General features: G+C 52.9%; 21 protein-coding genes. 7 read left to right on the top strand and 14 right to left on the bottom strand.

Going from position 1 to position 20,075, the window contains the following annotated elements; genetic code table 11:
- Window positions 1-678, bottom strand: coding sequence for a peroxiredoxin (locus AC8GFP_RS08925; protein ID WP_506612374.1), 678 nt, complete (start codon window positions 676-678; stop codon window positions 1-3).
- Window positions 679-696: 18 nt separating this feature from the next.
- On the opposite strand from AC8GFP_RS08925, the gene AC8GFP_RS08920 reads away from it, so the two are divergent.
- Window positions 697-1,203, top strand: coding sequence for a DUF1993 domain-containing protein (locus AC8GFP_RS08920; RefSeq protein WP_506612373.1), 507 nt, complete (start codon window positions 697-699; stop codon window positions 1,201-1,203).
- A 52-nt stretch (window positions 1,204-1,255) separates the two neighbouring features.
- Here AC8GFP_RS08920 and AC8GFP_RS08915 read toward each other — a convergent pair whose 3' ends face one another.
- The 8 genes from AC8GFP_RS08915 to AC8GFP_RS08880 all read right to left on the bottom strand — a co-directional run bounded on the left by AC8GFP_RS08915 (window position 1,256) and on the right by AC8GFP_RS08880 (window position 9,603).
- A complete protein-coding gene (locus AC8GFP_RS08915; protein WP_506612371.1) occupies window positions 1,256-3,319 on the bottom strand; it encodes a TonB-dependent receptor family protein in 2,064 nt (687 codons plus the stop codon).
- 168 nt (window positions 3,320-3,487) lie between these two features.
- Complete coding sequence (locus tag AC8GFP_RS08910) at window positions 3,488-3,856, bottom strand: c-type cytochrome (protein WP_506612369.1); 369 nt, start codon at window positions 3,854-3,856, stop codon at window positions 3,488-3,490.
- 126 nt (window positions 3,857-3,982) lie between these two features.
- Window positions 3,983-5,251, bottom strand: a complete 1,269-nt coding sequence (locus tag AC8GFP_RS08905) for a PQQ-dependent sugar dehydrogenase (RefSeq protein WP_506612367.1) — start codon at window positions 5,249-5,251, stop codon at window positions 3,983-3,985.
- Window positions 5,252-5,482: 231 nt separating this feature from the next.
- Window positions 5,483-6,133, bottom strand: coding sequence for a response regulator (locus tag AC8GFP_RS08900; RefSeq protein ID WP_506612365.1), 651 nt, complete (start codon window positions 6,131-6,133; stop codon window positions 5,483-5,485).
- 179 nt (window positions 6,134-6,312) lie between these two features.
- A complete protein-coding gene (locus AC8GFP_RS08895) occupies window positions 6,313-7,803 on the bottom strand; it encodes a sensor histidine kinase (RefSeq protein WP_506612363.1) in 1,491 nt (496 codons plus the stop codon).
- Window positions 7,804-7,880: 77 nt separating this feature from the next.
- Window positions 7,881-8,930 (bottom strand): rod shape-determining protein, encoded by a 1,050-nt coding sequence (locus tag AC8GFP_RS08890; protein WP_506612361.1) that lies wholly within the window; start codon window positions 8,928-8,930, stop codon window positions 7,881-7,883.
- The gene (locus AC8GFP_RS08885) at window positions 8,927-9,262 is read right to left on the bottom strand and encodes a bactofilin family protein (RefSeq protein WP_506612359.1); all 336 of its coding nucleotides are present in this window, start codon (window positions 9,260-9,262) and stop codon (window positions 8,927-8,929) included. The genes AC8GFP_RS08890 and AC8GFP_RS08885 overlap by 4 nt, the downstream gene beginning before the upstream one ends.
- Before the next feature lie 5 nt (window positions 9,263-9,267).
- Window positions 9,268-9,603: a helix-turn-helix domain-containing protein gene (locus AC8GFP_RS08880; protein WP_506612357.1), complete on the bottom strand. Its 336-nt coding sequence runs from the start codon at window positions 9,601-9,603 to the stop codon at window positions 9,268-9,270.
- 192 nt (window positions 9,604-9,795) lie between these two features.
- On the opposite strand from AC8GFP_RS08880, the gene AC8GFP_RS08875 reads away from it, so the two are divergent.
- Window positions 9,796-10,419 (top strand): response regulator transcription factor, encoded by a 624-nt coding sequence (locus tag AC8GFP_RS08875; RefSeq protein ID WP_506612355.1) that lies wholly within the window; start codon window positions 9,796-9,798, stop codon window positions 10,417-10,419.
- 38 nt (window positions 10,420-10,457) lie between these two features.
- Here the strand turns inward: AC8GFP_RS08875 and AC8GFP_RS08870 are convergent, their stop codons facing one another.
- A complete protein-coding gene (locus tag AC8GFP_RS08870) occupies window positions 10,458-11,474 on the bottom strand; it encodes an alpha/beta hydrolase (protein ID WP_506612353.1) in 1,017 nt (338 codons plus the stop codon).
- A complete protein-coding gene (locus AC8GFP_RS08865) occupies window positions 11,471-12,250 on the bottom strand; it encodes an enoyl-CoA hydratase (protein ID WP_506612351.1) in 780 nt (259 codons plus the stop codon). Before AC8GFP_RS08865 ends, AC8GFP_RS08870 begins: the two co-directional genes overlap by 4 nt.
- A gap of 92 nt (window positions 12,251-12,342) precedes the next feature.
- Here AC8GFP_RS08865 and AC8GFP_RS08860 point away from each other — a divergent pair, with 92 nt between their 5' ends.
- From AC8GFP_RS08860 to paaK, 3 genes are read left to right on the top strand one after another with little or no spacing between them, the layout of a single operon-like run.
- A complete protein-coding gene (locus AC8GFP_RS08860) occupies window positions 12,343-13,137 on the top strand; it encodes an enoyl-CoA hydratase-related protein (protein WP_506612350.1) in 795 nt (264 codons plus the stop codon).
- 15 nt (window positions 13,138-13,152) lie between these two features.
- Window positions 13,153-13,590 (top strand): hydroxyphenylacetyl-CoA thioesterase PaaI, encoded by a 438-nt coding sequence (paaI, locus tag AC8GFP_RS08855; protein ID WP_506612348.1) that lies wholly within the window; start codon window positions 13,153-13,155, stop codon window positions 13,588-13,590.
- Entirely contained in the window at window positions 13,587-14,879 is a 1,293-nt protein-coding gene (paaK, locus tag AC8GFP_RS08850; protein WP_506612347.1) for a phenylacetate--CoA ligase PaaK, read from the top strand. Before paaI ends, paaK begins: the two co-directional genes overlap by 4 nt.
- 4 nt (window positions 14,880-14,883) lie before the next feature.
- Here the strand turns inward: paaK and AC8GFP_RS08845 are convergent, their stop codons facing one another.
- From AC8GFP_RS08845 to AC8GFP_RS08835, 3 genes are read right to left on the bottom strand one after another with little or no spacing between them, the layout of a single operon-like run.
- Window positions 14,884-16,647 (bottom strand): M61 family metallopeptidase, encoded by a 1,764-nt coding sequence (locus AC8GFP_RS08845; protein WP_506612345.1) that lies wholly within the window; start codon window positions 16,645-16,647, stop codon window positions 14,884-14,886.
- Window positions 16,644-17,369 (bottom strand): DsbC family protein, encoded by a 726-nt coding sequence (locus AC8GFP_RS08840; protein WP_506612343.1) that lies wholly within the window; start codon window positions 17,367-17,369, stop codon window positions 16,644-16,646. Before AC8GFP_RS08840 ends, AC8GFP_RS08845 begins: the two co-directional genes overlap by 4 nt.
- A gap of 18 nt (window positions 17,370-17,387) precedes the next feature.
- Window positions 17,388-18,503, bottom strand: a complete 1,116-nt coding sequence (locus tag AC8GFP_RS08835; protein ID WP_506612341.1) for an FAD-dependent monooxygenase — start codon at window positions 18,501-18,503, stop codon at window positions 17,388-17,390.
- A gap of 80 nt (window positions 18,504-18,583) precedes the next feature.
- Here AC8GFP_RS08835 and ychF point away from each other — a divergent pair, with 80 nt between their 5' ends.
- Both ychF and AC8GFP_RS08825 read left to right on the top strand, forming a co-directional pair.
- Entirely contained in the window at window positions 18,584-19,675 is a 1,092-nt protein-coding gene (gene ychF, locus AC8GFP_RS08830) for a redox-regulated ATPase YchF (protein ID WP_506612339.1), read from the top strand.
- A gap of 167 nt (window positions 19,676-19,842) precedes the next feature.
- Window positions 19,843-20,075: transposase (locus AC8GFP_RS08825; protein WP_506612337.1), on the top strand; the 233-nt coding region annotated here is incomplete at its 3' end.

Here is a 20,075-nt window from a genome sequence, read left to right as displayed (position 1 = left end):
TCAATCTGGCAGTCGTTTTCCTTGAATGACAGCTTTCAAATAGGCAAGTGTCCAAGCTGCATCTGCATGGCTTGGAAACACAGGGTAATGAACGGCTTGAATAACACCATCTTTGGCAATCATGGTCAACCGCTTGAGCAAAGTGTTTTGCGCTGACTCAAAAGTGGGCAATTTCAAGGCTTGTTGGAATTCAAGTTGATGGTCGCTGAGAATTGCGAAGGGCAGTTGAAGTCGTTCTGCCAATTCTTGTTGATAGGCGGTGGTTTGTGTGCTCAAGCCAAAAATTTCCACACCCATCGCACGTAACTGAGGATGAACCTCCTTGTAAGCATTGCTTTGAGGGGTGCAACCGCGGGCACCAGGAATTTGGTCCCAATTGGCAGGCAAGGGCACACCTGGAACACCCGTCATCGGATAACAATAAATCACCAACCAGCCTTGGATGGTGTCGAGCTTGATAAGTTGACCGCTGGTGCTCGGCATTGAAATGGATGGCAGCTGCATGCCCTTCAAGTGATTGGCGGCGCCATCATCAACAGGCTCTGGCAAGTTGTCGGGTACGGAGGTGTAGTTCATCATGGATGCGCATGTTACAAGACTTGCAGAACTGAAGCCAAGGATATCAATGCTTGCAAGTATCATGAGCTTCAAATTAGTATTTCGCAACAACAGATTCACTTCTTAAGAAAGAATGCCATGACCATTTCCATGTATCACGCCAGCGTGCCGCGTATTGAAAACATGCTCAAGAGCTTGTTGCATATTTTGGATAAAGCCGAGAAACACGCTGAATCTAAAAAATGGAATGAAGATGCCTTGACTCAATTTCGTCTGTACCCAGACATGCTGCCGCTGGTCAAACAAGTTCAAATTGCCTCGGATACTGCCAAAGGTGTGGTGGCACGCTTGGCTGGCGTTGAAATGATTGCTTACGCGGATGATGAAAAAAGTTTGGCCGATCTGAAGGAACGTGTCGCCAAAACCATCGCCTATGTGCAGGGTTTCACTGCGGCTCAAATTGATGGAACAGAAGACAAAGCCATCGTGACCAAACGAGGCGACAAAGAAACGCATTACACAGGCATGCAGTTTTTGCTGGGTCATGCCATGCCTAATTTGTACTTTCACATCACGACGACTTTTGCAATTCTTCGTCACAATGGTGTCGAGATTGGCAAGCGCGACTATTTAGGCACACCTTGACCCCTGGCCGCAGGGCTGATGCTCTGTCCGGTTGAACGCAGCAGACAGCGTTTCAAAATTTGAATTTAAATCCCAATTCATAACTTCTGGAAGGTCCGGCATAAATGCCTTGACGCAAGCTTGCGATGTAGTGGGTGTCTGTGATGTTCTTCACTGCGGCTGTCATGCTCCACTGCGGATGGACTTGATAGCTTGCGGTGAGGTCTGCTGTGGTGTAGCCATCAATCTGACCCGTGAAAAAACCGCTTGTGCTTTCAGTCAACCTGACCGTGTTCAAGGTGTCTGTCATTTGGGCACCCACGTGTTGAATGCCCAGCGCCGTCATCAAGGGCCCCTGCTGGTAGACGAACTGCACATGGCTGACCCATTCTGGGCTGTAACTCACCCGGTTGTCTTTTTTCGCAAGCAGGACGCCAGTGGATGAATAACGGTTTTCTATAAATTTGGCATCGGGCACATAGGTTGTGCTGCCCTCGATGCGAATGGCCTTGTTCACCGCCCAGGCCACGCCCAATTCAACACCTTGATGCAAGGTTTTGCCGCCATTGCCAGGGTCGCCGCCATTGCTGTTGGCGCGAATCACTTGGTTGTCAAAGTCCATGCGAAATGCCGTTAATTCATAAGACAAGGCATCTTGTTGCCCTCTGACGCCAATTTCTAAATTGAGAGAGCGTTCTGCGCCTAAATTCAAATCATTGCCGCTGACAATCGATGTGCTGTTGTAGGGCGGTGAGAATGCCCTGTAGACGCCGCCATAAAGTTGAGCTTCGGGCGTGACCTTCCAAGTTGCGCCTATGCCTGGCATGTATTCGGTGTTTTGAGACTGACCGTCAGTCATGCTTTTCAAGTCGTCTGTTATTTGTTCATAGACTTCGGCGCGAAGGCCAGGTGTGATGCTGATTTGTTCATTCAGATCAAATCGGTTTTGGGCAAACAAAGCCAAGCTGTTTGCGCTTTGAATCACATCGGTGCCAAGCGTGCCACTGCGTGGATGCGCTCTGGTGGCAGCGATTTTTTGATCGCGCATGCTTTCTCGCATCCACCGCACACCTATTTCAGCTTCGTTGGACACACCCAGGCTGGTGTGTTTCGTGGTCAGCCGTGAATCTATGCCTGTTCTTTGAAATGAACGGTTGTTTCCATCCAAGCTGTCGCTGTAACTCCAAGTTTTCAAGCCATCTTGAAGGCTTGTGGCCGGTGTTTTCAGTCCATAGCGCCAGTAGTCTCGTTGCAATTCACTCCAGTACACAACAGTGTTCAAGCGCGTGTCCTGACTGATTTCCCACTCGTGGTTGATGTCCAAGGAATTTCTGTCAGTTAAAAACCAATCATCGGGTGCGGGATTGAATTTGGCACGCGCATCAAACGCATCCTTGAACAAACCGCGATAAGAAATATTGGCATCGTTTTCGTAATGTGTGATTTTGATGCCCAACCATTGTTTGTCGCCCATGGTCATCCCAGCTTTGAGCATCAGGTCTTGCATATCAAACCCTTTGTTTTGGAAGCCATCACTGCTGGCTTGTGTGTAGACCAGTCCAGCGACTGCATCACCCGAACTGGATCGGCCACCAGCTTCAAGTGTTGTTTCAAGGTACTGATGAGAACCGATGCGCGTTGCGATCGATGCTCCATCGATTGGATCTTTGGTTTTGTAATTGATCACACCACCGATGGTGTTGGGGCCATACCGCAGCGATGCCGCACCCTTGAGCACTTCAATGCTGTTCATGCGCTGAACGCGTGGGTTGTAGTACCTGCTGTTGCCAAAAAATAAATCGGCGGCCACTGGCACGCCATCTTCCAAAATCAAGGTTTTGTATTCACCCGCACTCAGTCCGCGCATGCCAATATTGGCCACAACCGCGGACTCTTCTTCTGGCTTGATGACCACACCAGGCACTTGCTTGAGGGCCGCTTCGGTGGACAAGGGTTGCATGCGTGCCAGTTCTTGGGCGGTGATGACTTGCGCGGCGCCAGGTACTTTGGCCAAGTCTTGTTCCGATCCACCCAGCACGTCAATGCGCGGCAAACTGGGTTCCTCTGCCAGCACTGCTGTGCCATGGTTTGCAATGGCCAATGTCACGGCAAATGCATAATTTTTAATCACATTCATAAGTTTCCCAGCAGATTTCCGAAGAAGCCAATCCTACAGCAAATAAGAATGATTCGCATTAAATCAGAGCATCCAAGGGTCAAGATGAGGTGTGCATCAGTTGTCCAGGCTGGGAAATGACAAAAAAAAACCAGCGCTGAGGCGCTGGTTGTGTGGAAAAGAAGAGTCTTACTTGGTTGGTTTGAGCGTCAAGATCAGCTCTGCCATGCGCTTGGCATCAGCATCTGAAACCTGGGGTTGTGGAGGCATGTAGTCCTCACCCCAGACACCGGTACCGCCAGCTTTGATTTTGGCAGCCAGTTTGGCCACAGCGGCGTTGTCATTGACGTACTTTGCAGGGATCTCATCGAACTGTGGCCCGTACTTGCGCTTGTCAATTTGGTGGCAAGCGAGGCAGTTGTTGGTGAGCATGAGTTTTTTCAGCGGGTCGCTCTCTGCATATACGTTTTTAGCAGAAAAAAACAATGCAGCAAACAACATCAAACCAAAAAAACGCAAGACAAAAGAAGAATCAGGAGAAGTGGATAAGTTGTTCATGATCACAATTTAAGAAGAACCATGTGCTGACAAGTCAAACAACAAGGACACACGAGAAAGCGTTGTTAAATGAAAAAACGCGCTGCACGAATGCAGCGCGTTTCAGAGGCGGTTAAGCCAGAGACATTACTGAGGTGTTACCTTGAAGATGGCACCACGAGCTTCGTCGCCCACGTACAAAACGCCTTCAGCTGAGTGCAAGTGACGCACACGACCAGCGTAGTCTGGGTAAGACATTTCAATTTTCTTGGCAGACATGCCGTCTTTTGCTACATCAAGGATGTCGATACGGTTGCCAACGGGTGTGCCGTGGATACCAATACCTGCATAGCCAACAGCCAAGCGGCCTTCCCATTCTTTCCACTGTTTGCCAACCAACCATGCGCTACCGCACATGCCTTGTGACAAGCCACCGTTGTTGAAGGCAGGCTTCAGTGCATTGGGGTAGGCTTTCAAGTCAGTCATAGACATGAACGCAGCGCGTTCTTTCTGAGGCATGGCACCCATTTGGTTGGGCGAGTAACCGCAGTAGCCATCTGGACATGCGGGACGACCATTCACATTTTCACGTGGATCCCAGCCGCCATTGCCGCCGTTGACCAATTTGGTCACTTCGTCAGAGTGCCAAGGACCATTTTCCGAGATGTAAACATCGTTACCACGGAATGTGATGCCTTGAGGATTGCGGTGACCGTATGTGAAGATACGCTTGTCGAAACCAGCAGGTGGGTTGTTGCCAGCAGCGGCTTTGCCGTCGCGGTCAACACGCAGAACCTTACCGATCAGCTTGGTACCGTCTTGGGGGCCAGGGCCGTTGTGGTTGTCGCCAATGGTGACATACAAGAAGCCATCAGGACCGAAGGCCAAAGCGCCACCGTTGTGCGCACCGGGGCCACCGAAGGGGTGGTTGGATTTCTTGGGCTTGTAACCCATGTCGTTGATGATTTCAGTGACGTCGGAAACGCTCTTCATGTCTGCGCTGACTTTCATGCGCATCAGAATGTTGGCGTAGCCACCGAAAGCACGGTTGTCACCTTTGGAGGTGGAACGCAGGTAGACATAACGATTCTTGTCGAACTCAGGGTCAACTGCAACACCTAAGACACCAGCTTGTCCGTCGCAAAACAAATCATTTTTGGTTGCGGAGAAACCAGATGAACCACCGATGCCCAACAGTTTATTGATGCTTCCTGATGATGTGCGAACAGAGAGGCCAGCGCATTTTTCAGTGAAGAAAAAAGTGCCGTCTTTCATGGCGGCCATGCCCCATGGGTCTTTGGCTTCGATAAATTGTTCAACTTTGACAGTGACTGCCAAAGCGGACTGAGCGCCAATCAGGCCGGCAACAAGACCTGCTGCCATCATTCCTGATTTGAGTGTTGTACTAAATTTCATGCTGTCTCCATTGTTACGAAAGGTGGATCAAAAGAAATCACCAGTTGTTGGTTTCAAATTCAAGAAATCGGAAAGAACATCTTCATGGATCATGATTCTGTTCAAACCAACTCTCCTGGTCATTATTGGCTTGCGGTTTTATGAAAAGCTAAGTAGAAATACTATGAAGCATCATGTTGTGAAAAATTCCCAAAAGCATCATCCGCTGACGGCAAGACAGTTCGACAAACTTCAATGGTGGATAGACAGCGTGGGCATGATGATCCCGTTGCGCAAAGCGAAGTGAACCAACTGTGCAGGGGTGTCAAGTTTCAATTTAATCCGTATTTGCGTTTGGTAATTGTTGATGGTTTTTTCTGACAAATTCATGTGTTGCGCAATGGCTGAAATAGAAAGACCCTTCGCCAGCATCTTGAATGTTTCAAACTCGGAGGAGGTCAAGCTTTCTAACTGTTGCCTGTCTGGATTCATCTGATCTTCATTTTTAAGCTTTTGAAGATCGTCACTCAAGTAGATACTGTCGTCTGCAACAGCAAGGATGGCAGCAAGGATGTTTTGAGGGTTGGATGACTTGCTGACAAAGCCTTTGGCGCCAAGCTTCAGCGCCAAGTTCATGATGTGCAACGAGGCATGCATGCTGCACATGATGATCTTGAGTTCTGGGTCTCTGGTGAGGGCTCTTTCGATGAACTTCAGTCCTGAAATACCTGGCATTGAAAAATCAGTGATGACCACGTCCGTGTCAACGATTTTCAATATTTCATAGGCCTCTTCGCCAGAACTGGCCTGGGCCACCACTTGGAAACCTTGCGTGGCGTTGATCAAGCGGACATAACCCTCTCGAACAATGGCGTGATCATCTACCAACAGAATCTTGATCATTGAATTTCCTTGCGATCATCTTGGTTGAACAAGATTTCAGGCAGGGTTTTAAACGCAAACAAATAGGTCTTGGTTTTGTAGGGATAAATTCCCGCAGATTTCGCTGAAGAATCAAAGATCAGAAGTCTGTTCTTTGAAATCAAGGAAGCGTGTTGGTCCCCGCACCCACAAGCCTTGCATCAATAGTACAAAGGCTCGTTGATCGCCGGTAAACGCACAGTGAAGACAGAGCCTTGGTGCATGGCGGTGGTGAAATTGATCGAGCCTTGGTGTGATTCAACAATGGTTTTGGACAGCCACAGACCAATGCCCATGCCCGTGTCTTTGCTCGTGCGCAACAGTTCAAACACCTGCGATTCAATGTCAGCAGAAATACCACTGCCGTTGTCCGAAACACTCAGCAAGATCTGCTCACCTTCAAGTTGTGTCTGCAGTTGAATCTGCTTGGTACCTTGAAATGCGGCAGGAAAAGCCTCGCTGGCATTGGTGATCAGGTTCAACAATACCTGCTGTAACTGCGATTTGTCGCCGGTGAAATTCAATGCATGGGGGTGTAATTGCACTTGCAACTCAATCGATTGCCGCTGCAAGCTGGGCTGACAAAGCAGCAACACATCTCGCACCAGCTCATTGAAATCAAAGGTGGTGATGGTCTTGCGACCCGATCCAAACATGTTGCGCAAAGTGGTGATGATGGTGGCCGCACGTTGGTTCGCCTTGCGCAAACCCGTCATGGCCTTGTCAATGTTGGCGTCTTGCTTGTTTTGGCCATCCTGCTCATTCAACACGAGCTCAATCATGTCGGTGTTCATCTGAATCACGGTCAAGGGCTGATTGAGTTCATGCGCCAAGCTGGCCACCAAGGCGCCCATGCCAGCCGTCTTGTTGAACAGACTGAGTTGTCGAATGATTTCTTCGCGCTCTGCCAGCAACTGTTTCAAGTTCAAACTGGTGCGTTGCATCGCGTCTGCACGTTCATTCGTCAGTGTCAATTCATGGGCCACCGCCAACTTTTGGCGTTCGGCAATTTCTAAAAAGACACGTAGAAAAGCAATATTGCTAAGGGTGATGCCCAAGAATTGGCCAATCACCATGACAGCCTGGTGCCAGCTGGGCGCATAGATGTCGTCAATGGTGCCCGCCATGTAGACACCCATCGTGCGGACCGCCAAAGTGCTGCTCAAGCTCAAGCCACCCCACATGAGCAACTTGGCCCCCAATGATTCACGCAAGCGATGGAGTTCAAGGCCCATGCGGAAATACTCAAAACACATCACTGCATAAAAAGCATAGAACAAGATCAGTGCTTCCCACTCTGCTTGAAGAAAATAGGTGAGATAAACAAACACCACAAAGTACAACAGGTGTGCCAAGGTGTATGACCAATAAGCGCGTTCTTGGCCTTGTGCAGGCAAATACATGCGCAATGCCACCATGCGTCCCCAGTTGCCGATGAGCATCAACAACTGGGCCACATACAAAAACAAAAATTCAGGAATTTGACCGCGCATGGCCAACAGCACCACGGCCATGCCGCTGAACATCCCAGCTGCACACCACAGCTTGACTTGATTGCTTCGGTACTCTTGCAGAGCCAACCAAATGGCGCCGTGCAAGATCAAATACACGAAGCAAATCATGAAGATCGTGGTTTGGGTGTCCAGGTTCATTGTGGGCAAACTGTAATGCTTCTGGTCATTGTTGCTTCCACCATCAGAGTGAAGGCAATGACTTCAACCGGACTGCATCATTCGCGGGCAAAAATGCCTGTCACACCGTCCAACCGTTCTAAAGCCATGCCACAACCGCGCACCACGCAGGTCAGGGGGTCATCCGCCAACATGACGGGCAAACCGGTTTCTTCAGCGATCAATCGATCGAGGTCGCGCAACAAAGCACCGCCGCCTGTGAGCATGATGCCACGCTCTGCGATGTCGGAGCTGAGCTCAGGTGGTGTGTTTTCCAATGCAATCTTGATGGCAGTGACCAAGCCATTCAGCGGGTCGGTGAGCGCTTCCAATATTTCTGAAGCCGACACAGTGAAAGACTGCGGGATGCCTTGACTCAGGTTGCGCCCAGTGACGTCCATTTCTTTGAATTCAGCACTTGGGAAAGCCACGCCAATTTGTTTTTTCAAGTTTTCGGCGGTTTGGTCGCCAATCAACATGCCGTAGTTGCGTCGGATGTAGTTGACGATGGCTTCGTCAAACTTGTCGCCGCCAATGCGCACGCTGCCTTTGTACACCATGCCACCCAGCGAGATGATGCCCACCTCGGTGGTGCCACCGCCAATATCGACCACCATCGAGCCGCAGGCATCCGCCACGGGCAGGCCCGCACCAATGGCTGCCGCCATCGGTTCTTCAATCAAAAAAACTTCTGATGCTCCGGCACCCAAAGCGGATTCGCGGATGGCGCGTCGCTCCACTTGCGTCGAACCGCAGGGCACGCAAATGATGATGCGCGGGCTGGGCCGCAAGATGCTGTTGGCATGGATGGTGCGGATGAAATGCTTGAGCATTTGCTCGGTGACGGTGAAGTCGGCAATCACGCCGTCTTTCATGGGTCGAATCGCTTCGATGTTGAAGGGAACCCTGCCCAGCATGGACTTGGCTTCTTGCCCAAATGCAATCATCTTCTTGTTGTTGGCTGAACCACTGTTGTGCTGGATCGCCACCACAGAGGGTTCATCCAGAACAACGCCTTGATTCTTCACATAAATCAAAGTGTTGGCGGTTCCCAAGTCGATCGCCAAATCGGTGGAATACCACCTGCCCAAAAAGCTCAGTAGATTCATTTGCTGCTGTTGTGCATATCGCCTTGAAATTGGCCACCGCGCTCGATGTCAAGATCGGCATAAACAAGTTTGCCAGACACCTTTCCAGTTTTGCGAATTTGTAACAAACCTTTGCACTCCACATCGTCCATCAAGACGCCGTAAACATCGATTTCTTTCGCCCTTACTTTGCCCTTGATGTGACCTTGGGGGCCGATGTCCAAAACATGGGAGGTGATCTCGCCGGTGACGCGTCCATTGATTTGAGCGATGCCTGGCGCATGGATGGTCCCTACAAATGTCACCCCATCGGGGATGTATAAATCATTGGCGGGATAAGTTTGTTCTTCCATTTTTTCTATCTATTCTTTTCTGATGTTTTCATTAAAAACGCAGGAATATGGGTTGTTGCAGGGATGGTTTTATGGGTACTGCGTTGAATGTGGTTGAACACCAGATCGGGCAAATCCACGCCCAGCTTTTTGGCATAAAGCCTTGCAAACCAAATCAGCGGTTGGGTGCTTTTTTGAAAGAATGCAGCGTTGCCTTCTTCAATGGCACGAATTTGGTCAGCCCGCATGCCGAGTTTTTTGCACATGTCATCCATGGACAAGCCTTGCTTGATGCGTGCCTCATGCAACAGCCGACCTGCTTCAATCAGCATGTTGGGATCTGATGCAGAAGACAGGGCCATGAATTAAAAGGTGAGACAGGTGAACATGCACCGAAATATGGCACTGGAGCCCTGTCTCACCTATCCCCAAATGGGGAATTTCTCACACATACCCACAAATAGTTGCAACAGATGAATACCTAACGATTATTTTTAAAGCTTGAGATTGACCGCGATGGACACACAATACGCAGCCATGAACCCACACACACCATGACAGTCAAAGGCCATGTTTTTTTGGTGGACGATGACCACGACATTCGCTTTCATTTGGGCGATGTGTTGCGTCAGCTTGGCTATGGCGTGACCGACCATGCAAGCGCAGCTGAGTTTTTGCAGCAAGCAAGGCGCGTGTCACCAGCCGTCCTGGTGCTCGACATGCGTATGCCGAAGATGACAGGCTTGGATTTGCAAAAAGCCTTGCATGCACAAGACTGGCCCTTGCCCATCATCTACATGAGTGGGGACAGTCAAAACCAAGAAATCATTGACGCCATGAAATTGGGCGCTATAGATTTTTTATGGAAACCATTTACCCAGATGCAAATGGTGCAAGCCATCGACAAGGGCTTGGCCCTGGATGCGCAACGCCATGCCGATCAGAAGCGCTTGCAACGCGTGGCCAACCTCTACGAAGGATTGAGCCCCAGAGAGCAAAGCATGTTTGCGTTGATGCTTTTGGGACATGGCAACAAAGACATTGCGGCGTCCACGGGTGTGATGGCCGACACAGTGAAGAAACACCGTGCCCAAGTGCTGACCAAAATGCAAGTGGAAAGCTTGGCTGAATTGCTGGCTTTGTGCAAAGACTTCATGCCGCCAGTGCATGAAGTTTGATGCAAAGCAGATCCAAAACTTAGACCTCATGCGAGAGCTTAGGGCAGTGCTTTAACCCACTTCAAAATGGCTTGCACCATGGGTGTCACAGCCTGCGGGTCGCGAATTTCACCGGCCAAGACGTGTTGACCTTTGCTTTGACTGAAGTCCACGGGCGTCAGGATTTTTTGCACTGAGCCAAAGCGTGCAACAGCTTCCTTGGTTTCAGTGGGATCCACGGTTTCATCTTTTTCACTGTAGAGCACCAACACGGGGGTTTTGAAATTACCCAGGTCTGAGTCGCGCACTTTTTTCACCAAGGCCAGCATCGGAAACAGGGCTTTGGTGGGATAGGACTGCGTCCAACCCTCGGCATCACGTGGGTTGTCAGAATTGGAGACCACCTTGGGCCCGGTCACTGCATAGGCGATTTTGTGCCCCCAATGGCCATTCACCAACTCGGAGGCTTTGTTTTTCAAGCCAAAGTTGGGGGAGATGAACACATGCGCGTCCACCATGGCGGCATCGGGCGACGTGGCCAACCAAGTGGCCAAGGTAGAACCCGTGGAGCAACTGATGAGCAGCACTTTGCGACCCAGGGTTTTGCCAATGCGCACGGCTTCCAAAGTGTCGGCCATCCAGTCTTGTGCCGTGGCTTCACCCATCGCCTCACCTGGCAAGCCATGACCTGTTAATCGTGTGTAAAAAACATTGGCACCAAGGGCCTTGGCCAGGTCATCGGCCACAGGTGCAGTTTCCAATCGGCTGGCGGAAAAACCATGCACATAGACCACGGCCCATTCGGTGGCTTGTTTGTCTGCGTGGGCCCACACAATGCCTTTGGCCGTGCCGGGTTTCAGGCCAGACACCTTGGCCTCGTTTTGCGCGAGCCAGTTGTCAAGTTCGTTCAGTTGTGCAGGAGCGGATTCGCGAACGGTGGGTGTGTTGGGGCCAAATTCATTCTTGGGGCCCATGAAGAAAACCAGCAAGCCCGCCAATACCAACCCGGCCAATGCATTGGCCAGGATGCGAACCCATGCCCGTTTGGGCGAGAAGAATAAATGGCGTGTGTTCATTGGTGTTTAAAAACGGGTGTGCGTTTGTTGAGGAAAGCGTCCATGCCTTCTTTTTGGTCTTCGGTGGCAAACAGGGATTGAAAAATACGACGCTCGTACATCACGCCATCGGACAAGCTGCTCTCGAACGCGCGGTTCACGGATTCTTTGGCGGCTTTCACGGCCAATTGTGAATGGCTGCAAATCACCAAGGCCGCTGCCAGGGTTTCTTCCATCAGTTTGTCCAAAGGCACGACGCGGCTGACCAAGCCCGAACGCTCGGCTTCGTCCACGTTCATCATGCGACCGGTGAGGGCCAGATCCATGGCTTTGGCTTTGCCAATCGCACGCGGCAAACGCTGTGTGCCACCAGCGCCAGGAATGATGCCAATCTTGATTTCGGGTTGACCAAACTTGGCGTTCTCAGCGGCGATGATGAAGTCGCACATCATGGCCAATTCACAACCGCCGCCCAATGCAAATCCACTGACCGCGGCAATGACCGGTTTGCGGATGCTGCGAATGGTTTCCCAGTCGCGGGTGATGAAGTCTTGGTTGTAAACCTCGGCAAAGCTGAATTGGGCCATGGCGGCAATGTCGGCACCAGCGGCAAAGGCTTTTTCGTTGCCGGTGATGATGATGCAACCGATCTTGTGGTCGCTGTCAAATGCTTTGAGGGCTTGCCCCAACTCCACCATCAATTCACCATGCAGCGCATTCAATTGCTTGGGGCGGTTCAGCGTGATGATGCCCACTTGTTCGGCTTCGGTTCGCACTTGAATGAATTCGTAGGACATCAATGGCTCCAGGGTGTGTGTCAGATGCGCTCCACTATACCCAAGCGGCACTGTGGGGCAGGGTGTTAAATTACCAGAAAAAGGAGACAAGCATGAGTGAGAGCACGGTTTTGTACGAAGAGCGCGGCAATGTCGGACTGGTGACCTTGAACCGCCCGCAAGCCTTGAACAGTTTCACGCGCCAAATGCACCATGAACTGTGGGCCATCCTGGACAAAGCAGAAGCCAACAAAAACATCCGTGCGCTGGTCATCACGGGCGCGGGCCGCGGTTTTTGCGCCGGTGCCGATTTGGCGGAATTTGATTTCGCCGATGGCCCCAATTTGGTGGAACGCGCCGACCCCGGCCCGATCATCGACCAAGCTTTCAACCCCACCACCCGCCGTTTGCAAAACCTGCGCATGCCCACCGTCGCTGCGGTGAATGGCGTGGCTGCTGGGGCCGGTGCGTCTTTGGTGATGACCTGTGATGTGGCGATTGCCGCACCCAGCGCCAGCTTCATTCAAGCCTTCAGCAAAATCGGTTTGATTCCCGATGCTGGCAGCAGTTGGTTTTTGGTCGAGCGTTTGGGCTTGGCCCGAGCCACTGCCTTGGCCATGACCGGCGACAAACTGATGGCGCCACAAGCCAAAGAATGGGGCCTGATTTGGGACGTGGCCGAGGACAGCGTGGCCGCAGCCCTGCAATTTGCCGAACGCTTGGCCGTCATGCCCACCAAAGCCTTGGTGTCCACCCGCGCTTTGTTGCGCGATGCGGGTCAACGCAGCTTGAACCAACAACTTGATGCCGAACGTGATGCGCAATCCGCTTTGGGCCGCACCCATGATTACATCGAAGGCGTCACCGCGTTTTTGCAAAAACGACCCGCGCAATTCACCGGCGAATAAAAAGGCGAGTCAAGCATGAGCGAGATCAACGCGGAGGCTTTGGCGCAGCAAGTAGGGCAGCGCATGTTCGCTGCTGACCATGCATCGCGGCAAACCATGGGCATGGAACTGCTGTACTGCAAACCCGGCACGGCCAGCATGCGCATGACTGTGGAAGACAAACATTTGAACGGCCACCAAATGTGCCACGGCGGCTTCATCTTCACCTTGGCCGATTCCACGTTCGCATTCGCTTGCAACAGCCACAACAATGCGGCGGTGGCGTCTTCTGCCAGCATTGAATTTTTAAAGCCTGCGCTCCTGGGGGATGTGCTCACCTGTGTCGGTGTCGAGCAAGTTTTGAGTGGCCGACACGGTGTGTACGACATGACGGTGCGCAACCAAAAAGACCAAGTGATCGCTTTGTTTCGCGGCAAAAGCGCACAGATTCAAGGACAAGTGGTGCCCACATGAACCTGCCCCTCGAACCGATTGAAAAAGCCAGCATCGATGAGTTGCGGGCGCTGCAACTGCAACGGCTCAAAGCCACGCTGCACCATGCGTATGCCAACTCTCCGGTGTACCGCGCCAAGTTTGATGCGGCCGGGGTGCACCCCGATGATGTGACGTCCTTGCAAGACTTGGCCAAGTTGCCGTTCACCACCAAGGCCGATTTGCGCGACAGCTATCCGTTTGGCCTGTTTGCCGTACCGCGAGAACAAGTGGTGCGTGTCCATGCGTCCAGTGGCACCACCGGCAAACCCACGGTGGTGGGTTACACCCGCAACGACATCGACACCTGGGCCACTTGCGTGGCCCGCAGCATCCGCGCATCCGGTGCGCGGCGTGGCGACATGGTGCACATCAGCTATGGCTACGGTTTGTTCACGGGCGGTTTGGGTGCGCACTATGGCGCTGAAAAACTGGGCCTCACCGTGGTGCCCTTTGGTGGTGGTCAAACCGAACGCCAAGTGCAATTGATTCAAGACTTCAAGCCCGACATCATCATGGTCACCCCCAGCTACATGCTGGCCTTGGCCGATGAGTTTGAGCGACAAGGTTTGTCAGCTGCCGAAAGCAGTTTGCGCATTGGTATTTTCGGCGCCGAGCCGTGGACCAACGACATGCGCCAAGTGATTGAAAAACGCATGGGCATTGACGCGGTGGATATTTACGGCTTGTCTGAAATCATCGGCCCGGGTGTGGCCAATGAATGTGTGGAAACCAAAGATGGCCCGACCATTTGGGAAGACCATTTCTACCCCGAGATCATCAACCCCGACACCGGTGAACCGGTGGCCGATGGTGAGATGGGTGAACTGGTGTTCACCAGCCTGACCAAAGAAGCCTTGCCCATCATCCGTTACCGCACCCGGGACCTGACCCGCTTGTTGCCCGGCACAGCACGCACCATGCGGCGCATGGAAAAAATCACTGGCCGCAGCGACGACATGATGATCGTGCGCGGCGTCAATGTGTTTCCCTCACAAATTGAAGAACTCATCTTGCGTCAACCTGTCTTGAGTGCCCACTATGTGTGCGTGCTCTCCAAAGAAGGACCCTTAGACAACCTGAGTGTGAAAGTGGAAACTCGCCGCGGTGTGTCGCCCGATTCAGCCGAAGCGAAAGTCGCTGCACAAGCGCTGATGCATGACGCCAAGGCCTACATTGGCAGCAGTCTTACCGTGCAATTGTGTGCGGAAGGCGAAGTGGAACGCAGCCAGGGCAAGGCCAAGCGGGTGCTGGATTTGCGCGGGCGCTGAAGCTTTATTTGTCGGCCAACCACTGGCCGACGCGCACCGGGTTGGTGAGTCCCAAGCGGTATTGCATCACTGATTGCTTGGGCAAGCGCAAAGGCAACTTCAGCAACTGACCATCACGTGAAATGAGTGCCGTGCATTGTTGACTGCGCCCCAAGAGCAGTGGCAGTTGGTCTAGTTTTTTCAATCGCCAAGCAGTTGAAGTTTGTTTGCTGGCAGGCAATTCCACACCCAACCATTCATCGCCCGGCGCAAAACCAGCAGCTTCGGCAGCGCCCCCATTGAGCACTGTTTGTATTTGTACCGCATGGTTTTCTTGCACCCGCAAACCGAGTTGTTGCGCCATCGGTGCCGCGTCTTGCAACACGCTCACGCCTTGGGCTTGCAGCAAATCCAGCACCGGCAACTCGGCTGTGCCATGCACCCAAGCCTTGAGCTCGCGTTGCCACGAGCGCCCGGTGGTGTCTTTCAACACGGCTAACAAATCTTGCTCGGTCATGGGGCCTGCTTTGCAACGCTTCCACAAACCGCGCATCACCTCGTCCAAGCTGTGGCCGCTTTGACGCAAGGACAAGTCCAGGCACAGGCCAATCAGTGCGCCCTTGGTGTAGTAGCTGACCGTGAGGTTGACGCTGTTGGCGTCCGTGCGGTAGTACTTGGTCCAGGCTTCAAAACTGGACTGGGCAGCGCTGTGGCGTTTGCGCCCCGGTGTTTGCCACACCTGGTTGATGGTTTTGCTCAACAACTTCAAATACACCGCTGGTGAAATCAACTCGGCGCGGCACAACAACACATCGTCGTAATAACTGGTGAAGCCTTCAAAGAACCACAGCAAGTCGGTGTAGTTTTCTTGCGTGTAGTCGTAGCGCTCGAAAGCGGCGGGGCGCAAGCGCTTCACATTCCACGTGTGGAAATACTCGTGGCTGATCAGGCCCAGCAAGCCAATGTAGCCATCGCTGGCTGTGGCCTCACCCTTGCGTGGCAGGTCATCGCGTTTGCAGATCAGGGCTGTGCTGTACTGGTGCTCCAAGCCGCCATAGCCATCGGCCACGGCATTGATCAGAAACACATAGTGGCTGTGTGCTGCTTTGCCTCTGCCATGCCAAAAAGCAATTTCGGTGTCGCAAATGGCTTGCATGTCGGCCAATAAACGTGTGCCGTCAAAAGAGGGTGCAGCGCCTGTCACCACGACACGGTGCGGCACACCTTTGCTGCTGAAATGGCCCGACCAAAAGTCGCTCATCTCAACTGGCGCATCGGCCAACTCGTCGTAGTTGGCAGCGGTGTAACTGCCAAAGCCATGGGCATTGATTTTCATAGCCCGCAAAGACGTGGCCACACGCCATTGCGGGCATTCCTGCACCGCAGGCAGTTCCAACACATGCGGCACATCGGTCTGGCCCCAGACCCGCAAACACAACGACGTGGGGTTGAAAAAACCGCGTTGCGCATCCAACCATGCGGTGCGCACCGAGTTGTCGTAGGCGTGCACCAAGTAACTGACAACTAGCGGTTGGTCAGGGTCTGTTTCAACTTGCCAAGTGGCTTTGTCGGTTTGTTGAACGCTCAGGTTTTGGCCTTGTTGCGTGGCCCGCACTTGCAGGACTTGCTTGGCAAATTCACGCACCAAGTAACTGCCTGGAATCCACACCGGCAGTTGCAATACCTGCAGTTCTGAAGGTTCAGCGACCGTGAGCGTGACCGACCAGAGATGCGCGTGCAAGTCGTGTACCGCTATGCGGTAATGCACAGCGGCTGAATGTCGTTTCATGGCTTGTTCAAGAGTTTTTCTACTTGTGCCAAATCGATGGCGCCAGGTACCCGGGTGCCATCTGCGAACACCAGCGTGGGCGTACCAGAGATTTTCATCTTTTGACCAAATTCAACATTGCGTTTGAGGGCGGCTGCATCGCAATTGGCGCTGGCGGGCGGGGTGTCATGGAGCATCCAGTCTTGCCAACTCTTGACTTGGTCTTTGGCGCACCAAATGAATTTGGATTTGTCCGCAGAATCTTTGCCCAAGATGGGGTACAAGAACATGTAAACCGTGATGTTGTTGGCTTTGTGCAGTTCTCGTTCGAAGCGTTTGCAATAGCCGCAATTCGGGTCTTCAAACACAGCCAATTTGCGTTCGCCATTGCCGCGCACGATGGTGATCGCGTCTTTGATGGGCAAGGTTTTGAAATCGATGGCCGTGATTTTTTGCTGACGTTCTTCTGTCAAGTTGCGCTGAGTGCGCGTATCGATCATCTGGCCTTGCAGCAAAAAATTGCCACCGGCATCGGTGTAAAAAATCTCAGTGCCATCGACTCGCAACTCAAATACACCGGCCATTGGGGTGCGACGCACCTCGTCAATCGGCCCGACGTGGGGCATGCGATCCTTCAGCGTCTTGCGGATTTGGGCTTCTTCGCCTTGGGCAAAAGCAGACTGCATCAACACACTGCTGAGGAGGGCCAACAACAAAGCTGGCCAGTGGAAGGTGGTGGGCATGGGGTTCCTTGAAAAAAATCAGTGCATGGCCTGTTGCACAGTCCATTGCTTGAGCGGGGAGAGTTGGTTGAAGCTGTTCATGCCCCAGTTGCGAATGTGTTGCACCAAGGTGTTGGGGTGGTTGAACAAGCGTTGCAAGCCATCGCAGGCCAGCCACACGCCTTGCATGTCGGCTTTGCGGGCGCGTTCATAACGGCGCAGCAAATGCACATCGTCCACGCCGCGCCAATACTCAGTGGTTTCGCGGGTATGCAGCACTGCTGCCAATTCGCGCACATCTCCCAAACCCAAATTCAGACCCAGACCCGCAAGCGGGTGGATGGTGTGCGCCGCGTCGCCTGCCAACACCCATGCGCCTTGCGCGTTGCGGCCACTCCACTGTTCGGCCATGGCCAATTGCAGCGGCCAGGTTTGCGCAGGGGCTGTCACGTCCAAGGCGCCCAACGCAAGTTGGCTGGCTTCGCCAAGGGCTTGGGCCAAGGCATGGGGCTCCAGGGCTTGCATGGCTTGTGCTTTGGCGGGCGGCAAAGACCAGACCACAGCGGCCTCGTGGCCTTGCGGGCCGCCCAAGGGCAGCAGCGCCAAAATTTCAAGCTCGCCGTTGCTTTGTGAAAACCATTGCAGCGCTTGTTGACGGTGCGGTTGTGCGCATCGCACCCGCGTGGACAAGGCCTGTTGTTGGTAGGGCAGGGTGTTGAACGCCACGCCCAGTTCTTGGCGGGTTTGGCTGTTGCGGCCCTCACACACCACGGTCAGTTTGGCGTTCACGGGCTCGTTCACGCGCTCGATCGTGTGCTGAAAATCCACCGCTTCGCGCAGCATGTCTTCCAGCACTGGCACATCGACGATGTGAGTGAGGCCGTGCAAAGAGGGTGATTGAAATTGCAACTGGCCACCAGCGTCACCCCAAACCTGCATGGTCTGTACCGGTGTGGCGTGTTGCGGATTCGGCCAGCAGCGCAAGTCACTTAAAAGGCTGCGGGCGCTTTCGTTCAGCGCAAAGGCGCGAACGTCATGCGCCTGCGTGGGGCTGCCCAGCAAGGCCACGCGCAGCCGTTGGCGGGCCAACAACAGCGCCAAGCTGCTGCCCACCATGCCACTACCGCGAATGCACACATCAAAGTTGGAAGCCATGAAATGATTGTAGGAGTTGCCTGCCCGTAGAATTTCGCCTTTCGCGCACAACCCCAGACCGCGCTATACCAAGGATTGTTATGAGTTTGAAATGCGGCATCGTGGGCTTGCCCAACGTAGGCAAGTCCACCCTGTTCAACGCCCTCACCAAAGCGGGTATCGCGGCTGAAAACTACCCCTTCTGCACCATCGAGCCGAATGTGGGCGTGGTGGAAGTGCCCGACACGCGTTTGCAACAGTTGGCGCAGATCATCACGCCAGAGCGCATCGTGCCCGCCATCGTCGAGTTTGTGGACATCGCCGGGTTGGTGGCCGGTGCCAGCACCGGTGAAGGCTTGGGCAACAAGTTTTTGGCGCACATCCGCGAAACCGATGCCATCGTGAATGTGGTGCGTTGCTTTGAAGACGACAACGTCATTCATGTGGCCAACAAAGTGGATCCGATTGCCGACATTGAGGTGATTCAAACCGAGCTGTGTTTGGCCGACTTGAGCGCGGTTGAAAAAGCCATTCACCGCGTGAGCAAAATTGCCCGCTCTGGCGACAAAGAAGCCGCCAAGCAACTGGCCATTTTGGAGAAATGCCAAGTCGCCTTGAACGACACCAAGCCGGTGCGCACCATCGACTTCAGCAAAGAAGAACGCGCTGAACTGAAGCAGTTTTTCTTCATCACCGCCAAGCCCGCCATGTTTGTGGCCAACGTGTCTGAAGATGGCTTTGAAAACAACCCCTTCCTCGATCGCCTGAAAGCTTTTGCACAAGCGCAAAACGCGCCGGTGGTGGCCATCTGCGCCAAGATCGAAGCCGAGTTGTCCGAGATGGACGACGCAGACCGCTTGGAGTTCCTGCAAGAGCTGGGCCAAAGCGAGCCCGGCTTGAACCGCCTCATCCGCTCCGCTTACGCGCTCTTGGGTTTGCAAACCTACTTCACGGCGGGTGTGAAAGAAGTACGCGCTTGGACCATCCATGTGGGCGACACCGGCCCTCAAGCCGCTGGCGTCATCCACACCGATTTCGAGAAGGGCTACATCCGCGCCCAAACCATCGCCTTTGACGACTTCATTCAATACAAAGGCGAGCAAGGTGCGAAAGACGCGGGCAAGATGCGTGCTGAGGGCAAAGAGTACGTGGTGAAAGACGGCGACGTGATGAACTTCTTGTTCAGTTCTTGAGTTCTTCCATTTATTTCTGAAAAAGCCGCTCTGCGGCTTTTTTTAATTCCAACTCACACATTTATTTGGTGGATTCAAGCACGAAGTGCAACTTTGATTAACTAATGGTTAGGTGGCTGAGAATGTTTAGCATTCAAAGCTTCTTGACCTGGCAGTCGAAGTTGCTTATGACCTACAAACACCTCAGCCAAGCTGAAAGATATCAGATTCATGCCCTTATGAAAGCCGGACACGATCAGTCTCAAATAGCCAAACTGCTGGACCGGCACAAGTCCACCATCAGTCGGGAGTTGAGCCGCAACACTGGCTCTCGAGGTTACCGCCCCAAGCAGGCTTGTGAGATGTCTGCTGATCGAGCGCAGAACAGCCGTAACGCCAATACGGTGCCAGCTTGGGTGAA

Source organism: Limnohabitans simekii (SeqCode) (assembly GCF_965234735.1).
GTDB classification, from domain to species: Bacteria; Pseudomonadota; Gammaproteobacteria; order Burkholderiales; family Burkholderiaceae_C; genus Limnohabitans; species Limnohabitans simekii.
This window is presented reverse-complemented; position numbering and strand designations above follow the sequence as displayed.

Excerpts from the sequence above, each read along its gene's own strand:
- AC8GFP_RS08920 (WP_506612373.1), top strand. The coding sequence starts at position 697 with ATGACCATTTCCATGTATCACGCCAGCGTGCCGCGTATTGAAAACATG.
- AC8GFP_RS08915 (WP_506612371.1), bottom strand. The coding sequence starts at position 3,319 with ATGAATGTGATTAAAAATTATGCATTTGCCGTGACATTGGCCATTGCA.
- AC8GFP_RS08910 (WP_506612369.1), bottom strand. The coding sequence starts at position 3,856 with ATGAACAACTTATCCACTTCTCCTGATTCTTCTTTTGTCTTGCGTTTT.
- AC8GFP_RS08905 (WP_506612367.1), bottom strand. The coding sequence starts at position 5,251 with ATGAAATTTAGTACAACACTCAAATCAGGAATGATGGCAGCAGGTCTT.
- AC8GFP_RS08900 (WP_506612365.1), bottom strand. The coding sequence starts at position 6,133 with ATGATCAAGATTCTGTTGGTAGATGATCACGCCATTGTTCGAGAGGGT.
- AC8GFP_RS08895 (WP_506612363.1), bottom strand. The coding sequence starts at position 7,803 with ATGAACCTGGACACCCAAACCACGATCTTCATGATTTGCTTCGTGTAT.
- AC8GFP_RS08890 (WP_506612361.1), bottom strand. The coding sequence starts at position 8,930 with ATGAATCTACTGAGCTTTTTGGGCAGGTGGTATTCCACCGATTTGGCG.
- AC8GFP_RS08885 (WP_506612359.1), bottom strand. The coding sequence starts at position 9,262 with ATGGAAGAACAAACTTATCCCGCCAATGATTTATACATCCCCGATGGG.
- AC8GFP_RS08880 (WP_506612357.1), bottom strand. The coding sequence starts at position 9,603 with ATGGCCCTGTCTTCTGCATCAGATCCCAACATGCTGATTGAAGCAGGT.
- AC8GFP_RS08875 (WP_506612355.1), top strand. The coding sequence starts at position 9,796 with ATGACAGTCAAAGGCCATGTTTTTTTGGTGGACGATGACCACGACATT.
- AC8GFP_RS08870 (WP_506612353.1), bottom strand. The coding sequence starts at position 11,474 with ATGAACACACGCCATTTATTCTTCTCGCCCAAACGGGCATGGGTTCGC.
- AC8GFP_RS08865 (WP_506612351.1), bottom strand. The coding sequence starts at position 12,250 with ATGTCCTACGAATTCATTCAAGTGCGAACCGAAGCCGAACAAGTGGGC.
- AC8GFP_RS08860 (WP_506612350.1), top strand. The coding sequence starts at position 12,343 with ATGAGTGAGAGCACGGTTTTGTACGAAGAGCGCGGCAATGTCGGACTG.
- paaI (WP_506612348.1), top strand. The coding sequence starts at position 13,153 with ATGAGCGAGATCAACGCGGAGGCTTTGGCGCAGCAAGTAGGGCAGCGC.
- paaK (WP_506612347.1), top strand. The coding sequence starts at position 13,587 with ATGAACCTGCCCCTCGAACCGATTGAAAAAGCCAGCATCGATGAGTTG.
- AC8GFP_RS08845 (WP_506612345.1), bottom strand. The coding sequence starts at position 16,647 with ATGAAACGACATTCAGCCGCTGTGCATTACCGCATAGCGGTACACGAC.
- AC8GFP_RS08840 (WP_506612343.1), bottom strand. The coding sequence starts at position 17,369 with ATGCCCACCACCTTCCACTGGCCAGCTTTGTTGTTGGCCCTCCTCAGC.
- AC8GFP_RS08835 (WP_506612341.1), bottom strand. The coding sequence starts at position 18,503 with ATGGCTTCCAACTTTGATGTGTGCATTCGCGGTAGTGGCATGGTGGGC.
- ychF (WP_506612339.1), top strand. The coding sequence starts at position 18,584 with ATGAGTTTGAAATGCGGCATCGTGGGCTTGCCCAACGTAGGCAAGTCC.